Source organism: Luteitalea sp. TBR-22 (genome assembly GCF_016865485.1).
Taxonomy (GTDB): Bacteria; Acidobacteriota; Vicinamibacteria; order Vicinamibacterales; family Vicinamibacteraceae; genus Luteitalea.
The window spans coordinates 1867482-1883609 of record NZ_AP024452.1 but is presented as its reverse complement, the minus strand read 5'-3'; the positions used below and the strand labels follow the sequence as shown (position 1 = coordinate 1883609).

Here is a 16128-nt window from a genome sequence, read left to right as displayed (position 1 = left end):
CCGCCTCACGGGGACTGGGCGCGTCCTCACGACTGCGCCCCTTCCACGACGTGCACCTCGCGCATCATGCCCGTCTCCATGTGGAAGAGCATGTGGCAGTGGTAGGCCCAGCGCCCGAGGGCATCGGCGGTCACGCGATAGCTCCGCCGGCTGCCCGGCGGCATGTCGATCGTGTGCTTGCGCACCTTGAAGTTGCCGGCCTCGTCCTCCAGGTCGCTCCACATGCCGTGCAGGTGGATGGGGTGCGTCATCATCGTGTCGTTCACCAGCACGATGCGCACGCGCTCGCCGTAGGTAAGGCGGATCGGCTCGGCGTCGGAGAACTTCTGCCCGTTGAACGACCAGGCGAACTTCTCCATGTGCCCGGTGAGGTGCAGTTCGATGGTGCGCGACGGGGCGCGGCCGTCGGGGTCGTCGAAGGGACTGGCGAGATCGCCGTACGTCAGCACGCGCCGGCCGTTGTCGCGCAGCCCGATCCCCGGGTCGTCGAAGCGCGAGGTCGGGGCCATCGTCTGCATGTCGACGAGCGGGTTGCCCTGCTCGTTGGCCGGATGCGACACCATGCCGCCGCCGTGCATGTCGTGCCCGCCTCCGCCCTGCGGCATCACATGCCTCGCGTGCGGATCGGCAGCCGGCGGCATCGCGTGGCCGGCGTGCGGGTCGGCGGCCGGCGGCATCGCGTGGCCGGCGTGCGGGTCGGCCGGCGTCTGTGCGGCCGCGTTCGGCGTTCCACCTGGCCCGGGCGAAGTCGAGGGGTGCCCCCCATGCCCCCCGTGCCCCATGTCGTCCATCGACAACACGGGCCGCGGATCGAGCGGCGGCACCGGCGCGCGCAGGCCCTCGCGCGTCGCGAGCGTGCCCACCGCCTGCCCGGTCCGATCCATGGCCTGGGCGACGATCGTGAACGCCTCCTGCCCCGCCGGCTCGACGATCACGTCGTACGTCTCGGCGACCGCGATGCGGAACTCGTCCACCGTCACCGGGCGCACCGGCAGGCCATCGGCGGCGACGACCGTGAGCTTCAGCCCCGGGATGCGGACGTCGAAGTACGTCATCGCCGACCCGTTGATGATCCGGAGGCGCACCCGTTCGCCCGGCGTGAACAACCCCGTCCAGTTGGACGAGGGCGCATGGCCGTTCATGAGGTACGTGTAGGTCGCCCCCGTGACGTCGGCCAGGTCCGAGGCGTTCATCCGCATCTGGCCCCAGGCGACGCGGTCGGCCCAGGCCGCCGCCCACCCCTGCTCGCGCACGTCGCGCAGGAAGTCACCGACCGTCCGCTGGCGCCAGTTGTAGTAGTGGGCCTGCTTCTTCAGCTTCCGGTAGATGCGCGCCGGGGCCTCGTCGGTCCAGTCGGTGAGCATCACCACGTGCTCGCGATCCCACGCGATGGGGTCGGGCGCGGCGGGCGCAATCACGATCGGTCCGTACAGCCCCTGCTGCTCCTGGAAGCCCGAATGGCTGTGATACCAGTAGGTCCCCGACTGCTGCACCGGGAAGCGATACGTGTACGAGCCGCCGGCCGGGATGCCATCGAAACTCAGGCCCGGCACGCCGTCCATGTTGGCCGGCAGGATCATTCCGTGCCAGTGAATCGAGGCGGTCTCCTCGAGCGTGTTGCGCACCCGGAGCGTCACCGTGTCGCCCTCGCGCCACCGCAGCAGGGGCGCCGGGAGCGACCCGTTGACGGTGATGGCCGTGCGCTCGGCACCGGTGAAGTTGACTCGAGCGTGGCCGATCTCGAGATCGAACTCGCGCCCGTCGAGCGTGCGCTGCGGTGCCGACGAGGGCAGGCGCGACGCGCCGAGCGACACGCGGGGCGCAAACGCAGTGGCCGCGGTGACGACGCCGCCGGCGACCAGGCCGCGCACGACGGCACGGCGGGAAGGCGTGAACGAGGGATCGGGGAATGACATCTGGCTGACGTCCTCTGGAATCGTTGACAGGTCCGGCGCGCACGCGCGTGCAACGCTCCCGTGTCCCCTGCAGACGCGGGGACGCGGGTCGGCTTACAGGGCCGACGGCAGGCTCAGATTCGGAGGACGGGCGAGAAGGTCGGGCCCCGCGGCGGGGCGGGGCCACGCACGGCAGCCACTGTCAGGCGGCCCGCTGCCGCGGGCGCGAAGGGCGCGAGGTAGGAAGCCGCGACCGTCGTCGACGGCACCGGCGCTACGACGCGGACATCGGGCAGTCGCGCCGACACCGTGGTCGGGTGGTCGCAGCCGCCAACGGGGGCGGCGAGCGCCGGGCCGTCGCCGGGCGGCACCGACGAGCCGGCCGACGCCTCGTGACACGGCGCACCTGCTGGCGCGGCCTGCACGGCAACGCCGTGCCCCTGCGGGCAGGCGAGCTCACACCACACGGGCGCGACCGGCAACCCGAGCAGCACGACGAGCATCACGGCTCCCGTGAGGACACGCGACAGGCGCGACATCTCTTCGAGTATAGACGCCGGGGATGACTGCCGCGATGCCGGGATGCCGAACGCCACCACTGCCCGGCTGAGCCACACGACCGGCCGCCGGTTTGCCTTGCCGCGGTCCCCGCCGTCCTCGTTCGACCCTCGGCGTCCGACGTTCGACGCTCGACGTTCGACGCTCGACGTCCGGCCTCCGGCCTCCGACCTTCGACCGTCGGCGTCAGGCGTTAGGCGTTAGCCGTCATTAGGCTTTCGTCTACTGCGTGCGGATCGTCACGGCCGGGGTCCAGGCACTCACCCCGGTCGCGTTGAAGGCTCGGACGCGGAACCAGTACGACTGGCCGCTCGCCAGGCCGCTGCTCGTGTGCGCGGTCTTGTTGACGTCGCGGGTGGCGACGAGCGTGAAGTTGATCCCGTCGGTCGACCGCTGGACGTGGAACCCATCCTCCTCCAGCGACGTGTCCTGCCATCGCACCACGATGCTGGTCGTGGGCGCCGAGGACGACGGCGCGAGCGTGAGGCCTGTGGGCGGCGTGGGCGTACCGGACTCGGCCGCCAGGGTCACGGTCACCACGTTGCTGGAGGCGCCCGGCGTGGTGGCCGTCTTCGCGCGAACGCGGAACGCGTACGTCCGCCCGCTGGGCAGGCCGCTGTTGGTCCACGTCGCCCTGTCGGTGGCGACAGACCCAACCCGGACGAACGATGCGCCATCGTCGGCCCGCTCGATCTCGTACCCGGCGTCGTCAACGTCGGTCCACGCGAGCTTGACGGCATTGGTCGGGTCGGTGGCGGACCGGACCGCGGTCAGCACAGGGGCCCCGATTGGCGTCGAAGGCGCCGTCGACGGCCCGGACTCGTAGGCGCCGAGGTCGGGCGCGGCACCTTGCACCCGGGGCTGCCCGGCACGGTCCACCGTGATGCCCTCGATCACGGCGCCGAGGTCGACGGGCACCGCGCCGGCCGCCAGGCGGTAGTCGGCCGCCGACGCGTTCACGAAGGTCGACGCCGACACAGCACGATTGCGGCCAGTTGCCGGGGCCTCGGTCGGCAGGGTGGCGCCGAGCACCAGGGTGTTGCGGAAGTCGAGACCGCCCCAGCCGGAGCTGGCCGCCTGGAACACGCGTCCGACGCCCAGGCCGAACGTCAGGTGCGCTCCCTCGAGCCGCGCGATGTCGTCCTCGTACCGGATGCCCGTCGTCACGTCGTAGGCGAGGACGTTGCGCAGGCGCACCCACGCGCCGCCGTTGGCGCCCGGGCCTCGGGTGCGGAAGGCGACCTCCGAGCCGCTGACGGTCACGCCGTCGAGCGTGGCGTCGATCTGCTCCTTCAGGTTGAAGGCCGCCATGTTCGAGATCAGCCCGCCCCTGAATCCGCGCGCCGTGGTGTCGCGCACCGTCAGCGTCGCCCGCGGCGCCGACGGGTTCGTCTTGGTGTCGATGGCGTTCTCGCCCGGGACCACGCCCGCGGCGAACCCGTTCTGCGGCGTCGCCAGCGGCGCCAGCCAGAAGGTGCTGCCCTCGACCAGGACCTCGTCCCAGCCGGGGAGGCTGCGCCCCGGATCGAGTTGCAGGCCATCGCCCGAGAAGGTGTGGATCTCGGTGTCGCGGATCGTCAGCCTGCGGACCGGGCCAGCGACGATGCCGTGCGCATCCTGGCGCGCCGTGCCGTCCCACCACAGGCACCGATCGACGAGGCTGCCTTCGATCGTGACGTCCTCGGGCGCGGCCATGTCGATGCAGTCGCGGCCGCTGCGACGCACCTCCACGTTCCGGAGCACGAGGTGATCGGCAGCACTCGAGACCCGTACCGCATCGCTGGCGCCGTACTGACCGTCGAACACGAGCCCCTCGAACACGACCCACGGGTGCGAGGCCTGTACGACCTGCCCGGGCCGGGTCACCAGCGCCGAGCCGCGCGCGCCCGACGCCTTCACGGTGATGGGACTGCCGACCAGGCCGCCGCGGACGGTGGACACCAGTTCCGGATACGTGCCGGGGGCGACGGTCACGATGTCACCGGGTTGGGCCACCTGCAGGGCCTGCTGGATGCGCGGCAGTGGGGCCGAGGGCGATGAGCCATCCCCGGTCCCGCCGGGGGCGACATACCAGGCCTGTTGCGCCGACCCTCGGCCGGCCGCGACGAGCACGAGCAGGCTGGCGAGCAGGGCGCGCCTGAGGAGGGCGCGCGCGTGAAACGTGGGCGTGTCGTGAGTGCGTGCTGACACGGGAAGGTCTCCGTCCGACGCCGTGTACTGATCGGCTTCGCGCCGCCAGATCACGGTCCTGTTGATGGGCTTTGCGCTGATCGGAAGCCACGCTGGAGGTGGTTCCAGCGTGTCGGGTCTGCCGATTACAAGATGGTTGCCAATTTCGCTACACAGCCGGACGGCCAGGACGAGAGTGGAAGGCAACGGACCAGCGTCGGGAATCCGGCCGGTAAATCCTGCCCGGCTTCACGGTGCGACTCGGCGCGCCGGCGGAAGCGCCGGCGGCTTGTAGACTCGTGGGATGACCCCTCCCCCCCCACCACCGGACGTCGAGGCCGACGACCGCTGGCTCGCCCGCCTGCGCGAGTGGAGCTGGTTGCTCGACCAGGCGTTCCGCGTGCCGGGGACCAACGTCAGGTTCGGGTGGGACGTGATCGTCGGGCTGGTCCCGGGGCTGGCGGAACTGAGCAGTCCCGCGTTCGGCATCCTGATCCTGATGCAGGCCTATCGGATGCGCGTGCCCAGGATCGTGCAGGCGCGGATGGTCATCAATGCGGTGATCGATGCGCTGCTGGGGCTGGTGCCGGGAGTAGGCAACGTCGCCGACGTGTTCTGGAAGGCCAACAGCTGGAACATGCGCCTGCTGGAACGCCACGCGCGCCCAGGCGTGCCGCACTCGCGGTTCGACGCCATCGTGGTGGGCACGTTCGTGGGGCTGGTGGTCCTGGCGGCGCTGATCCCGATCCTGCTGCTGGCGTGGATCGCGACGTGGCTCTACGGATGGCTCACGTAGAACCGGGGGCCAGGAGCTGAGGGCCGGGTGGGCCCGGGCGTTCGGCGTTCGGCGTTCTCACGCCGCCAGCGTCTGTGCGCCGTCCTCCAACATGATCTCGAGCTCGGCCAGCACCACGTCCTTCACTCCGAGCGCCGACGCCTCGGGCGAGGCGGCGAGCACGATGCCTTCCTGCTGGTACAGGTTCATCCCCAGCTTGGTGCAGGCGTGGTTGGTGAGGCGCACGATCAGGTGCACGGGGTTGGTCTCCTCCACCGACGGGTCGTTGTGGGTGCGCGCCACGTCGGCGTAGAGCGGCGAGAGATTCCACTGCCGGATCAGGCGCGCTCCCTGTTCGGCGTGCAGGGAGGCCAGCAGCTCGTGGACGAGCGCCTCGGGCAGCTCGTGCGGCCACTCGCCGCGGCGGCGCAGATCGTCGAGGACCTTCAGGATCAGCAGCTTGCCGATGTCGTGAAAAAGGCCGGCCATGAAGCACTCGGCCGACTGCGCCCGGTAACCCGTGCGGTCGGCGAGCCACCGGGCGCCGAATGCCACCGCCACCGAGTGCTGCCACAGTTGGCTGAGGAGCCGCTGCACCTGCGGGTCCTTGGCGGTGAACTGCCCACGGTGCGCGCAGGCGACCGCCAGCGTCACCAGTTGATCGAGTCCGAGGCGAAGCACCGCCGCGCGAATGGTGGCCACCGAGCTCAGGCCGGCATAGAAGGCCGAGTTGGACACCCGCAGGACCTGCGAGGCGATCGCCGGGTCCTGCGACAACAGGCGTTCGAACTGTTCCGCCGTGGCCGTGCCCGACGCCGCCAGCGCCTGCACGCGCGAAGCCACGCCCGGGTACACCGGGAGTTGGAGGTCGTTGCGGGCGAGTTCCTCGCCGAGGACGTCGATGAGCGAACGGCCGTGCGTCACGAAAGGCTCCCCAGCAGCCGGCGGATCTCCTCCACCGGTCGCGGCTTGACCACCCGCGGCAGGTGCCGCAGGACTTCCTGCACCGTCGTCAGGCCGTAGGACGCCTTGTAGAGGCCATCCTCCACCAGGGCCACCAGGCCGGACGTCTCGATGCTGATGCGCCGGATCTCGTACGAGGTGCGGCGATTGAGGATCGCGTCCTTCACCATCTCGTTCAGGACGAGCAGCTCGAACACGCAGATGCGACCGCGGTAGCCGGTGTACCGGCACGCGGCGCAGCCCTTGCCCGCCATGAAGCGGGCGCCGCGCAGATCCTGCGGGCTCACGCCGAGGCGGCGGATCTCGGTCGCGGTCGGCGTGTAGGGCTCGGCGCACGACGGGCACACACGGCGAAGCAGCCGCTGCGCCATCACCGACACCACCGTCGACGAGATCAGGAACGCCTCGATGTTCATGTTCAGCAGGCGCAGCAGCCCGCCGATCGCGTCCTCGGTGTGGAAGGTGGTCAGGACCTTGTGGCCGGTCAGCGCCGCCTGGATCGCGGTGTCGGCCGAGAAGCGATCGCGGATCTCGCCGAGCACGATCACGTCCGGGTCCTGTCGCACGATGTGGCGCAGCGTCTCCTCGAACGTCCGGTTGATCTTGGCGTTGATCGAGCACTGCGCGATGCCGTCGACGACGTACTCGACCGGGTCCTCGGCCGTCACGATGCAGGTGTCGGGCGTGTTGAGGTGGTCCACCGCGCTGTACAGGGTCGTCGTCTTGCCCGAACCGGTCGGCCCGGTGATGATGACCACGCCGGTCGGCACGTCGAGCGCGTCGCCGATGAACCGTTCGAGCATGCGCGGCCCCATGCCGATGTCCTGGATGCCGATCAGCTCGGTCTTGCGGTTGAGCAGGCGGAGGACGACCTTCTCGCCGTGGATGGTCACGTAGAAGGAGGCGCGGATGTCGGCGGTGGCGCCGGTCTGCGGATCCTCGAACTTGATGCGACCGTCCTGGTGGCGCCGGCGCTCGGCGATGTCGGCGCCTGCGAGCACCTTGATGCGGCTCACGACCGCGGCGCCGAGCTCGCGGTCGATGTCGCGGTGCTCCATCATCACGCCGTCGAGGCGGAAGCGCACGCGCAGCCCCGCTGCCAGCGGCTCGATGTGGATGTCGCTGGTGCCGGAAGCGAGCGCCTCGCGGATCAGGTCCACCACGACCTGCATCGCGGTGTGCTCGCTCGGGCCGGTCGCCGACCGGAGGCCACGCTCGAAGGCCGACAGCGCCTCGAGGATCAGCGACCGCCGCGCGATCGCCGGCACCACGTTGCCGCCGAACATCTGGTCGGCGGCCATCTTGTGCGTCGGGTCGAGCGGGTCGGCGAAGGCCACCGTGACCCGCCCCCCCGACTGCGACACCGGGATGAAGGCGCCTTCCTGCGCGCGGCGCAGGTGCATCCGCACCAGCAGGGCACGCTCGATGTCGGCCACCCGCGGCTCGACGAGCGGCAGCCCGAACAGGTCCGACAGCACCTCGGTGAGCTTGTGCTCCGACATCACGCGGCTCTCGACGAGGATCTCGCCGAGGCGCTTGCGGCCGCCCGAGGCCTGCTGCGCCGCGAGCGCGGCCCGCAAGTCCGCGTCGCGCAGGTGCCCGAGGTCGATCAGCAGGTCGCCGAGCCGCATCGACTGCGGGTTGGCGCGCACGGCCTGGCGCACCTGGTCGGGCGTCACCAGCTCCAGGTCCTGCAGCACGGTGAGCAGGCTGCGGGGCGTCTCGAGGCGTGCCTGCACCCGCTGCGCGTGGCGCACCTGCGCCTCGGTGACGAGTTGCTCCTTCAGCAGGAGGCCGACGACGTCACTGGGCGGCGGATGGGGCGCAAGGGCGACTGGGGAGGGTTCGCCGGGCATACTGCTCCGGGAATCGGCCGCACCACTCCCGACGTTAGTGCACCGCCGGCGTGCGCAAAACCGCTACACCCGGGTCCGGGGACGGCCGTTCGTTCCCTCTTCTCGGTTCATCGCAGGATGTACGTGTCCACCCGGAGGCCCACCGGCAGGCGCTGCCCCGGGTCGAGCTCGACGAGGGTCTCGAGGACCTTCGTGTCGACCTTCTCGGTGGGCTCCTCGCTGCGGAGGTTCTTGCGGCCCAGCATCTCGCTGATGCGGATGACGCGCCCCGTGAACCGCCGATCGCCATAGGCATCGGCCGTGACGTAGGCGCGCTGGCCGGTCGCCAGGTGCGCGACGTCGCGCTCGTCCACGTCGGCGCGCACGCGCAGCACCGACACGTCGGCGATGGTCACCACGTGCCCCCCGTCGGGTCCCTCGACCGACACGCTCTCCCCCGCCCGGCGGACCACACGAAGCACGGTGCCGGCGATGGGCGCGCGGATCGTCGTCTTGGCCAGCAGCGCCTCGGCCTCGAGCACGCGGGCCCTGGCCTGCTGGATGGCCGCGCGCGCCCTCGCCCGTTCGTCGGCCCGCGCCGGGGCGTCGACCACCCGCGCCCGCTCTCGCGCCTCCGCCTGCCGTGCACGGGCGATGGCCACGTCACTGGCGGCGCGATCGAGTTCCTCGCGCGGGATGACGTCGGCGGCGCGCACCCGCCGCTGGTGCTCGCGTTCGGCCTGCGCCAGCGCGGCATCGGCCTGCTCGAGGGCGAACCGGGCCTCCCGACGCTCCTCGACACGGGCGCCGTTCACCAGGCGCGCTTCCTCTGCCTCGGCCACCGCGAGCGCCGCGCGGGCCGTGGCGAGCCGCGCCTCGTAGTCGGCACGTTCGAGCGTGGCGATCACCGCGCCGGCCTCGACCCGGTCGCCCTCCTCGACCCGCAGGCTCTCCAGTCGCCCGGAGACCTCCGCGGCCACCTCCAGTTCCTCGGACACGGGTTCCACCCGCCCTGGCGCGACGATGCGCGATATGTCCGCAGCGCCCGTCGGCGCCACCCCGGCAGTCGTCGACACGGCCGGCGCGGTGGAGGCGGCCCGCGCCTCACCGGCCGCCGAGCGCGACCAGACCACCCAGCCGCTCCCGGCCAGCACCACCACCCCGGTCATCACCATCGTTCGCAGCATCTTTGTCATGGCAGTTCTCCTCCAGATCCAGGGGGCCGGCCGTCGGCAGTCGGCAGTCGGCAGTCGGCAGTCCGTCCCGGGCAGCCGCGAGTGATCAGTCCAGTGCGCCATTCGGCGTCGGCGTTCGATGTTCGGCGTTGGGCGCTCGGTGTTCGGCACTCAGAGCTATGCCACCCGCCCTGCCGCGATGTCCTCGTGTGCGCGGAGCCGTCCGTCCTCGATGTGGACGATCCGATCGGCGTACGGCAGGGTGCGCGGGTCGTGCGTGACCAGCACCACCGCGCGGCCGTGCTGCGTCGCCACGGTGCGCAACAGGCCGAGCACCAGTTCGCCCGACGTGTGATCGAGAGCGGCGGTCGGCTCGTCGGCCAGCAGGATCGCCGGCTCGCCGACCAGCGCGCGGGCGATCGCCACGCGCTGCTTCTGGCCGCCAGAGAGATCCGCCGGGCGATGATGGGCGCGGTCGGCCATGCCCACCGACGCGAGGGCGTCGTGGGCGCGCTGCAGCGCCGGCTTGCCGCGGATGCCCCGCAGGTCGAGGGCGATCGCCACGTTCTCGACCGCCGTCAGGGCCGGGAACAGGTTGAACCCCTGGAACACGAACCCGATGTGGCGCAGCCGGATCGCCGGCAGCTCGCGCTCCGGCAGGCCGACGATCTCGGTGCCGGCGATGCGCACGCTGCCCGACGAGGCCCGCAGGATGCCGCCCATGATGGACAGCAGCGTCGTCTTGCCCGAGCCCGACGGCCCCATCATCAGCAGCACCTCGCCGCCCGACACGTCGAGGTCGACGCCCCGCAAGGCGTGCACCGCCGTGTCGCCATCACCGTAGGACTTCTTCACCTGCCGCGCCTCGATTGCCGGTGTCGTCATGCCTGGTTCCCTCACCCCTTGAAGACCATCGCCGGGTCGATGCGCGTCACCTTGTTGATCGAGACCATCGAGGCGCTCACGCACATGCCGAGCGTCAGCACGAACAGGCCGAGCGACAGCGACGTCGGCAGGATGATCGCCGTGGTGCCTGCCAGCGACGCGCGCGAGACCGCGGCGGCGACCAGCATCGCCACGCCGTAGCCGATGAGGCCGCTGATCGCCGCCTGCCGGACGATCACCCGGTAGATGTAGCCGTTGGTCGCGCCCATCGCCTTGAGCGTGCCGTACTCGCGGATGTGATCGACGGTGGCGGCGTAGATGGTCTGGGCCACGACGACCACGCCGACGAGCAGGCCGAGCCCGGCGGCAATCAGCACCGTGATCCCGGCGCCGGTGCCGAACATCCAGTAGTCCTGCTGCTTCTTCCCCCAGGCGCGGGTCGACAGCGCCGTCACGTCGGGCACGCGTCCGGTGATGCGCGCCGCGAGCGCGTCGGGGTCGGTGCCCGGGGCGGCCTTGACCAGCAGGTACAACGCCTGGTCGGCGCGGATGCCGGCGTAGTCCTGTGCGCGCTTGAAGGACACGAAGACCGGGGGCGCGGTGGTGAAGGTGCGGATGCCGCGCGTGAAGCCCACCACGCGCACCCGGTGCCCGCGGATCTCGAAGGTCTCGCCGATCCGCGACACCCCGAGCTTGGACTTGTAGAGCTCGTCGACGATGACGCCATCCGGCTCGGCCAGCGCCGCGGCCGAGCCCTCGACGAGGTTCCAGGGCAGGCCCATGGCGCCGGCCAGGTCGACGCCGATCAGCAGGCAGCCCTCCTCGGCGCCGTCGGGCCGCTTCCACTGGCCGAATGCCACCAGGTGCTTCTGCACCGCCTGGACGCCGTCGAGCGCCTGGACCTGGTAGGCGCGCTGCTCGGGGAAGGCGACGCCATTCTCGAGGTTGCCGACCCCGCGCGACATCACCCAGACGTCGGCGCCGGCGTGGGTGATCACGTCGGAGGTGGCGCGGGTGAAGCCCACGAACAGCCCGAGCTGGATCGCCGAGAGGACGACCGAGAACACGATGCCCGTGAGGGTCACCACGAACCGCATTCGGTCGTGCAGCAGGTTGCGAAGGGCGAGGGACGGCATCGGCGGCGAGCTCCAGCGGTTGAGACGTCGTTCCTTGTCGGAACGTTCCTCACAATATGAACACTGTTAACTTAACAACGTTAAGACGGCGTGTCAACCGAGATCGACGGTCGGCAGGCGGCACTGGGCAGGCGGCGGTCGGTCGGCGACCGAGGGGGGCGGCGGCGCGGGGTGTGCCCGCCGTCGGGGCTCAGCGGGCCGAGGCCTGCAGGCCGGCGATCATCGTGTCGAGGGTGTGGTCGACGAGCTTCTTGCGGGAGACGAACGGGAACAGCCCGCCGTGCGCGATGAGCAACGAGACGATGCCGTGGGTGGCCGCCCAGAGCGACTGCGCGGCGACGTCGACGTCAATCGGCGGGAGGTCGCCCGAGGCGATGCACCCGCGGAGCGCCTGGCGCAGGTAGTCGAAGGCCCGGAAGCCGGCCGACGTCGAGAAGGCCTCGGGTGAGGCCTCGTCCTTGCCCGTGCGCATCGTGAAGGTCAGCGTGTAGTCGGACGGGTGCTGCAGGCCGAACTGCACGTACAGGCGCAGCCCCTCCCGCAGGAACTCGAGCGGCGGCAACCCCTTGGCCGCCAGCTTGGCGAGCCGCTCGGCGAGCTGGCCGAACGTCTCCTCGCACACGGCCTCGAGCACCGCGTGCTTGTCCTTGAAGTGCAGGTAGATCGCCGTCGGCGAGTACTCGATGCGGGCCGCCAGCTTCCGCATGGTCACCGCCTCGAAGCCCTCCTCGGCGAACATCGCGCGCGCCGCCGTCAGGATCTCCTGGCGGACCTGTGCCTTCTGGCGCTGACGACGCTCGGCGATCCCCATGCTTAACGGTGTTAATTTAGCAGCGGCCGTGTCGGGCGTCCAGCGCCGGGGGCGAGCCGACGCTCGGCCATGCGCCGGCAGAAGCGGTGCCTGTCCAAATGGCCGCCGCTCGCGCGTCACGTCGGTGTGGACCGGATGGACCGGTCCCGAGGGCGCGCGAGCCATGGCCCGCGCGCGGAGGACGGCGATGAAGTACATGCTGATGTTCTACGAACCCGACACCGAGTTCGCCCGTCGAGACGGGCCGGAAGCGCCGGCTTACTGGGGCGCCTGGTCGGCCTTCCTGGACACGATCAACGGGGCAGGCATCGTGGTCTCGGGCGCCGGCCTGTTGCCGCCGGCGACGGCGACCACCGTGCGGATCCGCGAGGGCCACCGCCACGTGCAGGACGGGCCGTTTGCCGACACCAAGGAACAACTGGGCGGCTACTTCGTGATCGACGTGCCGTCCCTCGACGAGGCCCTCCAGTGGGCGGCGCGGGCGCCTGCGGCCGCGGTGGCCGCCGTCGAAGTGCGGCCGGTGCTGCCGCCGATGCCGCGGTGACACAGGAGGAGCGGAGCCGGCGTGCCGCCGAGCAGGCGGCGCGCCACTCCTACGGCCGTCTGCTCTCGTACCTGGCCTCGCGGACGCGCGATGTCGGGGCGGCCGAGGATGCGCTCGCCGATGCGTTCCACGCAGCCCTGCGAACGTGGCCCGGCCGCGGCGTGCCCGACAATCCCGATGCGTGGCTGCTGACCGCCGCGCGACGCTCGCTGATCAGCGCGCACCGTCGCCAGCGCACGCGCGAGGAGGCCGCACCTGTGGTGGCCCACCTCGACGCGCTCGGCCGTGTCGCGGACGCCGCGCCTGTCCCGGACGACCGCCTCTCGCTGCTCTTCATCTGCGCGCACCCGGCCATCGATCCGGCGGTCCGCGCCCCCCTGATGCTGCAGGTGGTGCTCGGCCTGGACGCCGCACGCCTGTCGTCGGCGTTCCTGGTCACGCCTGCCACGATGTCCAAGCGGCTGGTGCGGGCCAAGACCAGGATCCGCCAGGCCGGCCTGCCCTTCGCGGTGCCAGACCGCGACGCGCTCCCCGAGCGCCTCGGCGACGTCCTCGAGGCGATCTATGCGGCGTTCGGCGTGGCGTGGGACGAAGTGGTCAGCGGCGCCGAACGGTGGCACGACCTGGCCGAGGAAGCCCTCTGGCTGGCTCGCGTCCTCGTGTCCCTGCTCCCTGAGGCCGCCGAAGCCAGGGGCCTGCTCGCCCTCATGCTGCACAGCCACGCCCGACGTGCCGCCCGACGCGACGCCCGAGGGCGATTCGTGCCGTTGGCCGAGCAGGACGCGTCGTGCTGGGATGCCGCCCTGATCGACGAGGCCGAGCAGCACCTGGCCGCGGCCGCCGCCCTGCACGCGCCGGGTCCCTACCAGATCGAGGCGGCGATCCAGTCCGCCCATGCCTCCCGTCGCGTCACGGGACAGGTGCCCTGGATGGCGATCGCGCAGCTGCACGACGCGCTGGCCACGCTGACGCCGGCCCTCGGCGTGCTCGTGAGCCGCGCCGCGGCCATCGCCGAGGCACGGAGTGTCGAGGAGGCGCTCGCGGCGCTGGACGCGCTCCCCACGGATCGGACGGCGCAGTATCAGCCATGGTGGGCCTTGCGTGCGCACCTGCTGGCCCGCCAGGGACGGGCGCCCGAGGCCCGCGAGGCCTATGCGCGCGCCGCCGGCCTGTCGAGTGACGACACCGTGCGCACGTTCCTGCTCGACCGCCGCGCCCGTATATGATGCGCGGGTCCCATTTCCCGGAGCGACCTCCATGTCCCTGATCCGCCTGACCAGCCTGGCGACGGCGACCGTCACCGCCGCCCTGCTGGCCGCCGTCGTCGCGGCGCAATCGCCGACCGCGCCACGCACCTACAAGATCACCGCGGCCGACCTGCCTGCCCCGTCCGAACACCACCAGGTGCCGGCCAAGGTCGTGCCGCGTCCCGAGGGCGCCTCGCTCACCCTGCCTGCCGGTTTCACCGCCACCGTCGTGGCGTCGGGCGGCTTCAAGCGGCCGCGCAACGCCGTGCAGGCGCCCAACGGCGACATCTTCGTGGTCGATTCCGGCCCGGGCAGCATCTGGGTGCTCCGCGACGGCGACAAGAACGGCACGTTCGAGGACGGGGAGCGCAGCGAGTTCGCCACCGGCCTCAAGCAGCCGTTCGGCCTCGTGTTCGGCAAGGGCGCGCTCTATGTCGCCGCGACCGATCAGGTCGTCAAGTTCCCGTACGCGGCTGGCGACCTCAAGGCGTCGGCGGCGCCGACCAAGCTGTGCGACCTCCCCAACGGGCCGGTCGGCCACTGGACGCGCAACATCGCGCTCACGCCGGACGGCCGCGGCTTCTACGTCACGGTCGGCTCGTGGGACAACATCAAGCCCGATCCGGACCCGCTCCGCGCGACCGTGCTGAGGTTCAACCTCGATGGCAGCGGCCGCACCGTGGTGGCCACCGGCGTGCGCAACGGCACCGGCCTGGCCTTCCACCCGACCACCCGCGAGGCATGGGTGACCGTGCAGGAGCGCGGCGGCCTCGGCGACGGCCTCGTGCCCGACTTCATGGCCAAGGTCGTGCCGGGCCGTCACCTCGGCTGGCCCTATGCCTACATCGGCCCCCACGAGGACCCGCGCTACAAGGGAGAGCAGCCCGATCTGGTCAAGAAGACGGCGACCCCCGAGGTGCTGTTCGAGTCGCACTCCTCGGCGATGCTGATGACCTTCTACACCGGCAAGTCCTTCCCGGCGGCCTACCGCAGCGGTGCCTTCGTGGCGCTGCGCGGTTCGTCGGAAACCGCCACGCGCACCGGGTACAAGATCGTGTACGTGCCGTTCGTGAAGGGGCAGCCGACCGGCGAATATCAGGACTTCGCCACCGGCTGGATGCTCGGTCCCGACAAGCCCGAGGTGTGGGGTCGGCCCGTCGGCATCACGCAGTTGCAGGACGGATCGCTGCTCGTCGTCGAGGACGGCAACGGGACGCTCTGGAAGATCAGCTACAAGGGCGCGTAGGTAACGTTTGACCTTTGACGTTTGACGTTTGACGTTTGACGTCTGGAACTCACGGGAGGCCACATGCGAAAGATGATTCCGATGATGCTCGTCGCGGCGATCGCGACTGCAGGTTCCGTCCTGGTGCACGCACAAGCGTCGCCGCAGATGTCGTTCTTCATCACGTCGGTCGGCTCGGGCAAGGGCGCCGATCTCGGCGGCATCCGCGGCGCCGACGCCCACTGCCAGGCCCTGGCCAAGGCGGCCGGATCGACCAACAAGAACTGGCACGCATACCTGAGCGTCGCGTCCGAGGACGGCCGGCCGGCGGTGCACGCCAAGGACCGCATCGGCAAGGGTCCCTGGTACAACGCCAAGGGCGAGATGGTCGCCAAGGACCTGGCCGACCTGCATGGCGAGGCGCCGCTCTGGACCAAGCAGACGGCCCTCAACGAGAAGGGCCAGGTCGTCAACGGCCGTGGCGACACGCCGAACCAGCACGACATCCTGACGGGCAGCAACCAGAACGGCACGCTCGTCGAGGGTGAAGCCGTCCGCACCACGTGCAGCAACTGGACCGCCAGCACCGACGGCGCCGGCAGCGCGATGGTGGGCCACTTCGACCGCCAGGGCGGCGGCGCGGCCCCGACCTCGCTCAACGCCGCCCATCCGTCGCGCGGCTGCAGCCAGGCGAACCTGGTGGCGACCGGCGGCGCGGGACTGTTCTACTGCTTCGCGAGCAAGTAGGAAGGTAAGAAGAGTAGAAGAGCAGAAGGCAGAGCGGGAAGGTCCAAGGAAGAGCAAGGACGAAGAAGGCGAAGGACGAAGGGCCGACGCCACGGCGGCATCGCCCCCTTTGTTCTTGGCCTTCTTTGACCTTGCGGTGCCTTCGCCCTTCCCGCTCTGCCTT

The 16128-nt window shown here is 71.0% G+C and carries 14 protein-coding genes; 5 read left to right on the top strand and 9 right to left on the bottom strand.

Annotated elements, in window-relative coordinates; translation table 11 throughout:
- Positions 1–26: 26 nt before the first annotated feature.
- The 3 genes from TBR22_RS07680 to TBR22_RS07670 all read right to left on the bottom strand — a co-directional run bounded on the left by TBR22_RS07680 (position 27) and on the right by TBR22_RS07670 (position 4643).
- Entirely contained in the window at positions 27–1916 is a 1890-nt protein-coding gene (locus tag TBR22_RS07680; RefSeq protein WP_239492382.1) for a copper resistance system multicopper oxidase, read from the bottom strand.
- Positions 1917–2029: 113 nt separating this feature from the next.
- Positions 2030–2434, bottom strand: coding sequence for a hypothetical protein (locus TBR22_RS07675; RefSeq protein ID WP_239492381.1), 405 nt, complete (start codon positions 2432–2434; stop codon positions 2030–2032).
- Positions 2435–2675: 241 nt separating this feature from the next.
- On the bottom strand, positions 2676–4643 hold the full coding sequence (locus tag TBR22_RS07670) for a choice-of-anchor Q domain-containing protein (RefSeq protein WP_239492380.1): 1968 nt from the start codon (positions 4641–4643) through the stop codon (positions 2676–2678).
- 283 nt (positions 4644–4926) lie between these two features.
- Between TBR22_RS07670 and TBR22_RS07665 the strand changes: the two genes are divergently transcribed.
- On the top strand, positions 4927–5418 hold the full coding sequence (locus TBR22_RS07665) for a DUF4112 domain-containing protein (protein WP_239492379.1): 492 nt from the start codon (positions 4927–4929) through the stop codon (positions 5416–5418).
- A 57-nt stretch (positions 5419–5475) separates the two neighbouring features.
- Here TBR22_RS07665 and TBR22_RS07660 read toward each other — a convergent pair whose 3' ends face one another.
- From TBR22_RS07660 to TBR22_RS07635, 6 genes are all read right to left on the bottom strand, one after another.
- Positions 5476–6321: an HDOD domain-containing protein gene (locus TBR22_RS07660; RefSeq protein WP_239492378.1), complete on the bottom strand. Its 846-nt coding sequence runs from the start codon at positions 6319–6321 to the stop codon at positions 5476–5478.
- Complete coding sequence (locus TBR22_RS07655) at positions 6318–8216, bottom strand: GspE/PulE family protein (RefSeq protein WP_239492377.1); 1899 nt, start codon at positions 8214–8216, stop codon at positions 6318–6320. The genes TBR22_RS07660 and TBR22_RS07655 overlap by 4 nt, the downstream gene beginning before the upstream one ends.
- 107 nt (positions 8217–8323) lie before the next feature.
- A complete protein-coding gene (locus TBR22_RS07650; RefSeq protein WP_239492376.1) occupies positions 8324–9391 on the bottom strand; it encodes an HlyD family secretion protein in 1068 nt (355 codons plus the stop codon).
- 156 nt (positions 9392–9547) lie between these two features.
- The gene (locus TBR22_RS07645) at positions 9548–10255 is read right to left on the bottom strand and encodes an ABC transporter ATP-binding protein (RefSeq protein ID WP_239492375.1); all 708 of its coding nucleotides are present in this window, start codon (positions 10253–10255) and stop codon (positions 9548–9550) included.
- 11 nt (positions 10256–10266) lie between these two features.
- The gene (locus TBR22_RS07640; RefSeq protein ID WP_239492374.1) at positions 10267–11391 is read right to left on the bottom strand and encodes an ABC transporter permease; all 1125 of its coding nucleotides are present in this window, start codon (positions 11389–11391) and stop codon (positions 10267–10269) included.
- A 190-nt stretch (positions 11392–11581) separates the two neighbouring features.
- Complete coding sequence (locus TBR22_RS07635) at positions 11582–12202, bottom strand: TetR/AcrR family transcriptional regulator (RefSeq protein ID WP_239492373.1); 621 nt, start codon at positions 12200–12202, stop codon at positions 11582–11584.
- Positions 12203–12389: 187 nt separating this feature from the next.
- Between TBR22_RS07635 and TBR22_RS07630 the strand changes: the two genes are divergently transcribed.
- The 4 genes from TBR22_RS07630 (at position 12390) to TBR22_RS07615 (ending at position 15965) form a co-directional block, all read left to right on the top strand.
- A complete protein-coding gene (locus tag TBR22_RS07630; protein ID WP_239492372.1) occupies positions 12390–12746 on the top strand; it encodes a YciI family protein in 357 nt (118 codons plus the stop codon).
- Positions 12743–13972 (top strand): RNA polymerase sigma factor, encoded by a 1230-nt coding sequence (locus TBR22_RS07625; RefSeq protein ID WP_239492371.1) that lies wholly within the window; start codon positions 12743–12745, stop codon positions 13970–13972. Before TBR22_RS07630 ends, TBR22_RS07625 begins: the two co-directional genes overlap by 4 nt.
- A 31-nt stretch (positions 13973–14003) precedes the next feature.
- The gene (locus TBR22_RS07620; RefSeq protein WP_239492370.1) at positions 14004–15239 is read left to right on the top strand and encodes a sorbosone dehydrogenase family protein; all 1236 of its coding nucleotides are present in this window, start codon (positions 14004–14006) and stop codon (positions 15237–15239) included.
- Between the two features lie 63 nt (positions 15240–15302).
- Positions 15303–15965 (top strand): hypothetical protein, encoded by a 663-nt coding sequence (locus TBR22_RS07615; RefSeq protein ID WP_239492369.1) that lies wholly within the window; start codon positions 15303–15305, stop codon positions 15963–15965.
- The last annotated feature ends 163 nt before the right edge of the window (positions 15966–16128 follow it).

Excerpts from the sequence above, each read along its gene's own strand:
- TBR22_RS07680 (WP_239492382.1), bottom strand. The coding sequence starts at position 1,916 with ATGTCATTCCCCGATCCCTCGTTCACGCCTTCCCGCCGTGCCGTCGTG.
- TBR22_RS07675 (WP_239492381.1), bottom strand. The coding sequence starts at position 2,434 with ATGTCGCGCCTGTCGCGTGTCCTCACGGGAGCCGTGATGCTCGTCGTG.
- TBR22_RS07665 (WP_239492379.1), top strand. The coding sequence starts at position 4,927 with ATGACCCCTCCCCCCCCACCACCGGACGTCGAGGCCGACGACCGCTGG.
- TBR22_RS07655 (WP_239492377.1), bottom strand. The coding sequence starts at position 8,216 with ATGCCCGGCGAACCCTCCCCAGTCGCCCTTGCGCCCCATCCGCCGCCC.
- TBR22_RS07650 (WP_239492376.1), bottom strand. The coding sequence starts at position 9,391 with ATGACAAAGATGCTGCGAACGATGGTGATGACCGGGGTGGTGGTGCTG.
- TBR22_RS07645 (WP_239492375.1), bottom strand. The coding sequence starts at position 10,255 with ATGACGACACCGGCAATCGAGGCGCGGCAGGTGAAGAAGTCCTACGGT.
- TBR22_RS07640 (WP_239492374.1), bottom strand. The coding sequence starts at position 11,391 with ATGCCGTCCCTCGCCCTTCGCAACCTGCTGCACGACCGAATGCGGTTC.
- TBR22_RS07635 (WP_239492373.1), bottom strand. The coding sequence starts at position 12,202 with ATGGGGATCGCCGAGCGTCGTCAGCGCCAGAAGGCACAGGTCCGCCAG.
- TBR22_RS07630 (WP_239492372.1), top strand. The coding sequence starts at position 12,390 with ATGAAGTACATGCTGATGTTCTACGAACCCGACACCGAGTTCGCCCGT.
- TBR22_RS07620 (WP_239492370.1), top strand. The coding sequence starts at position 14,004 with ATGTCCCTGATCCGCCTGACCAGCCTGGCGACGGCGACCGTCACCGCC.
- TBR22_RS07615 (WP_239492369.1), top strand. The coding sequence starts at position 15,303 with ATGCGAAAGATGATTCCGATGATGCTCGTCGCGGCGATCGCGACTGCA.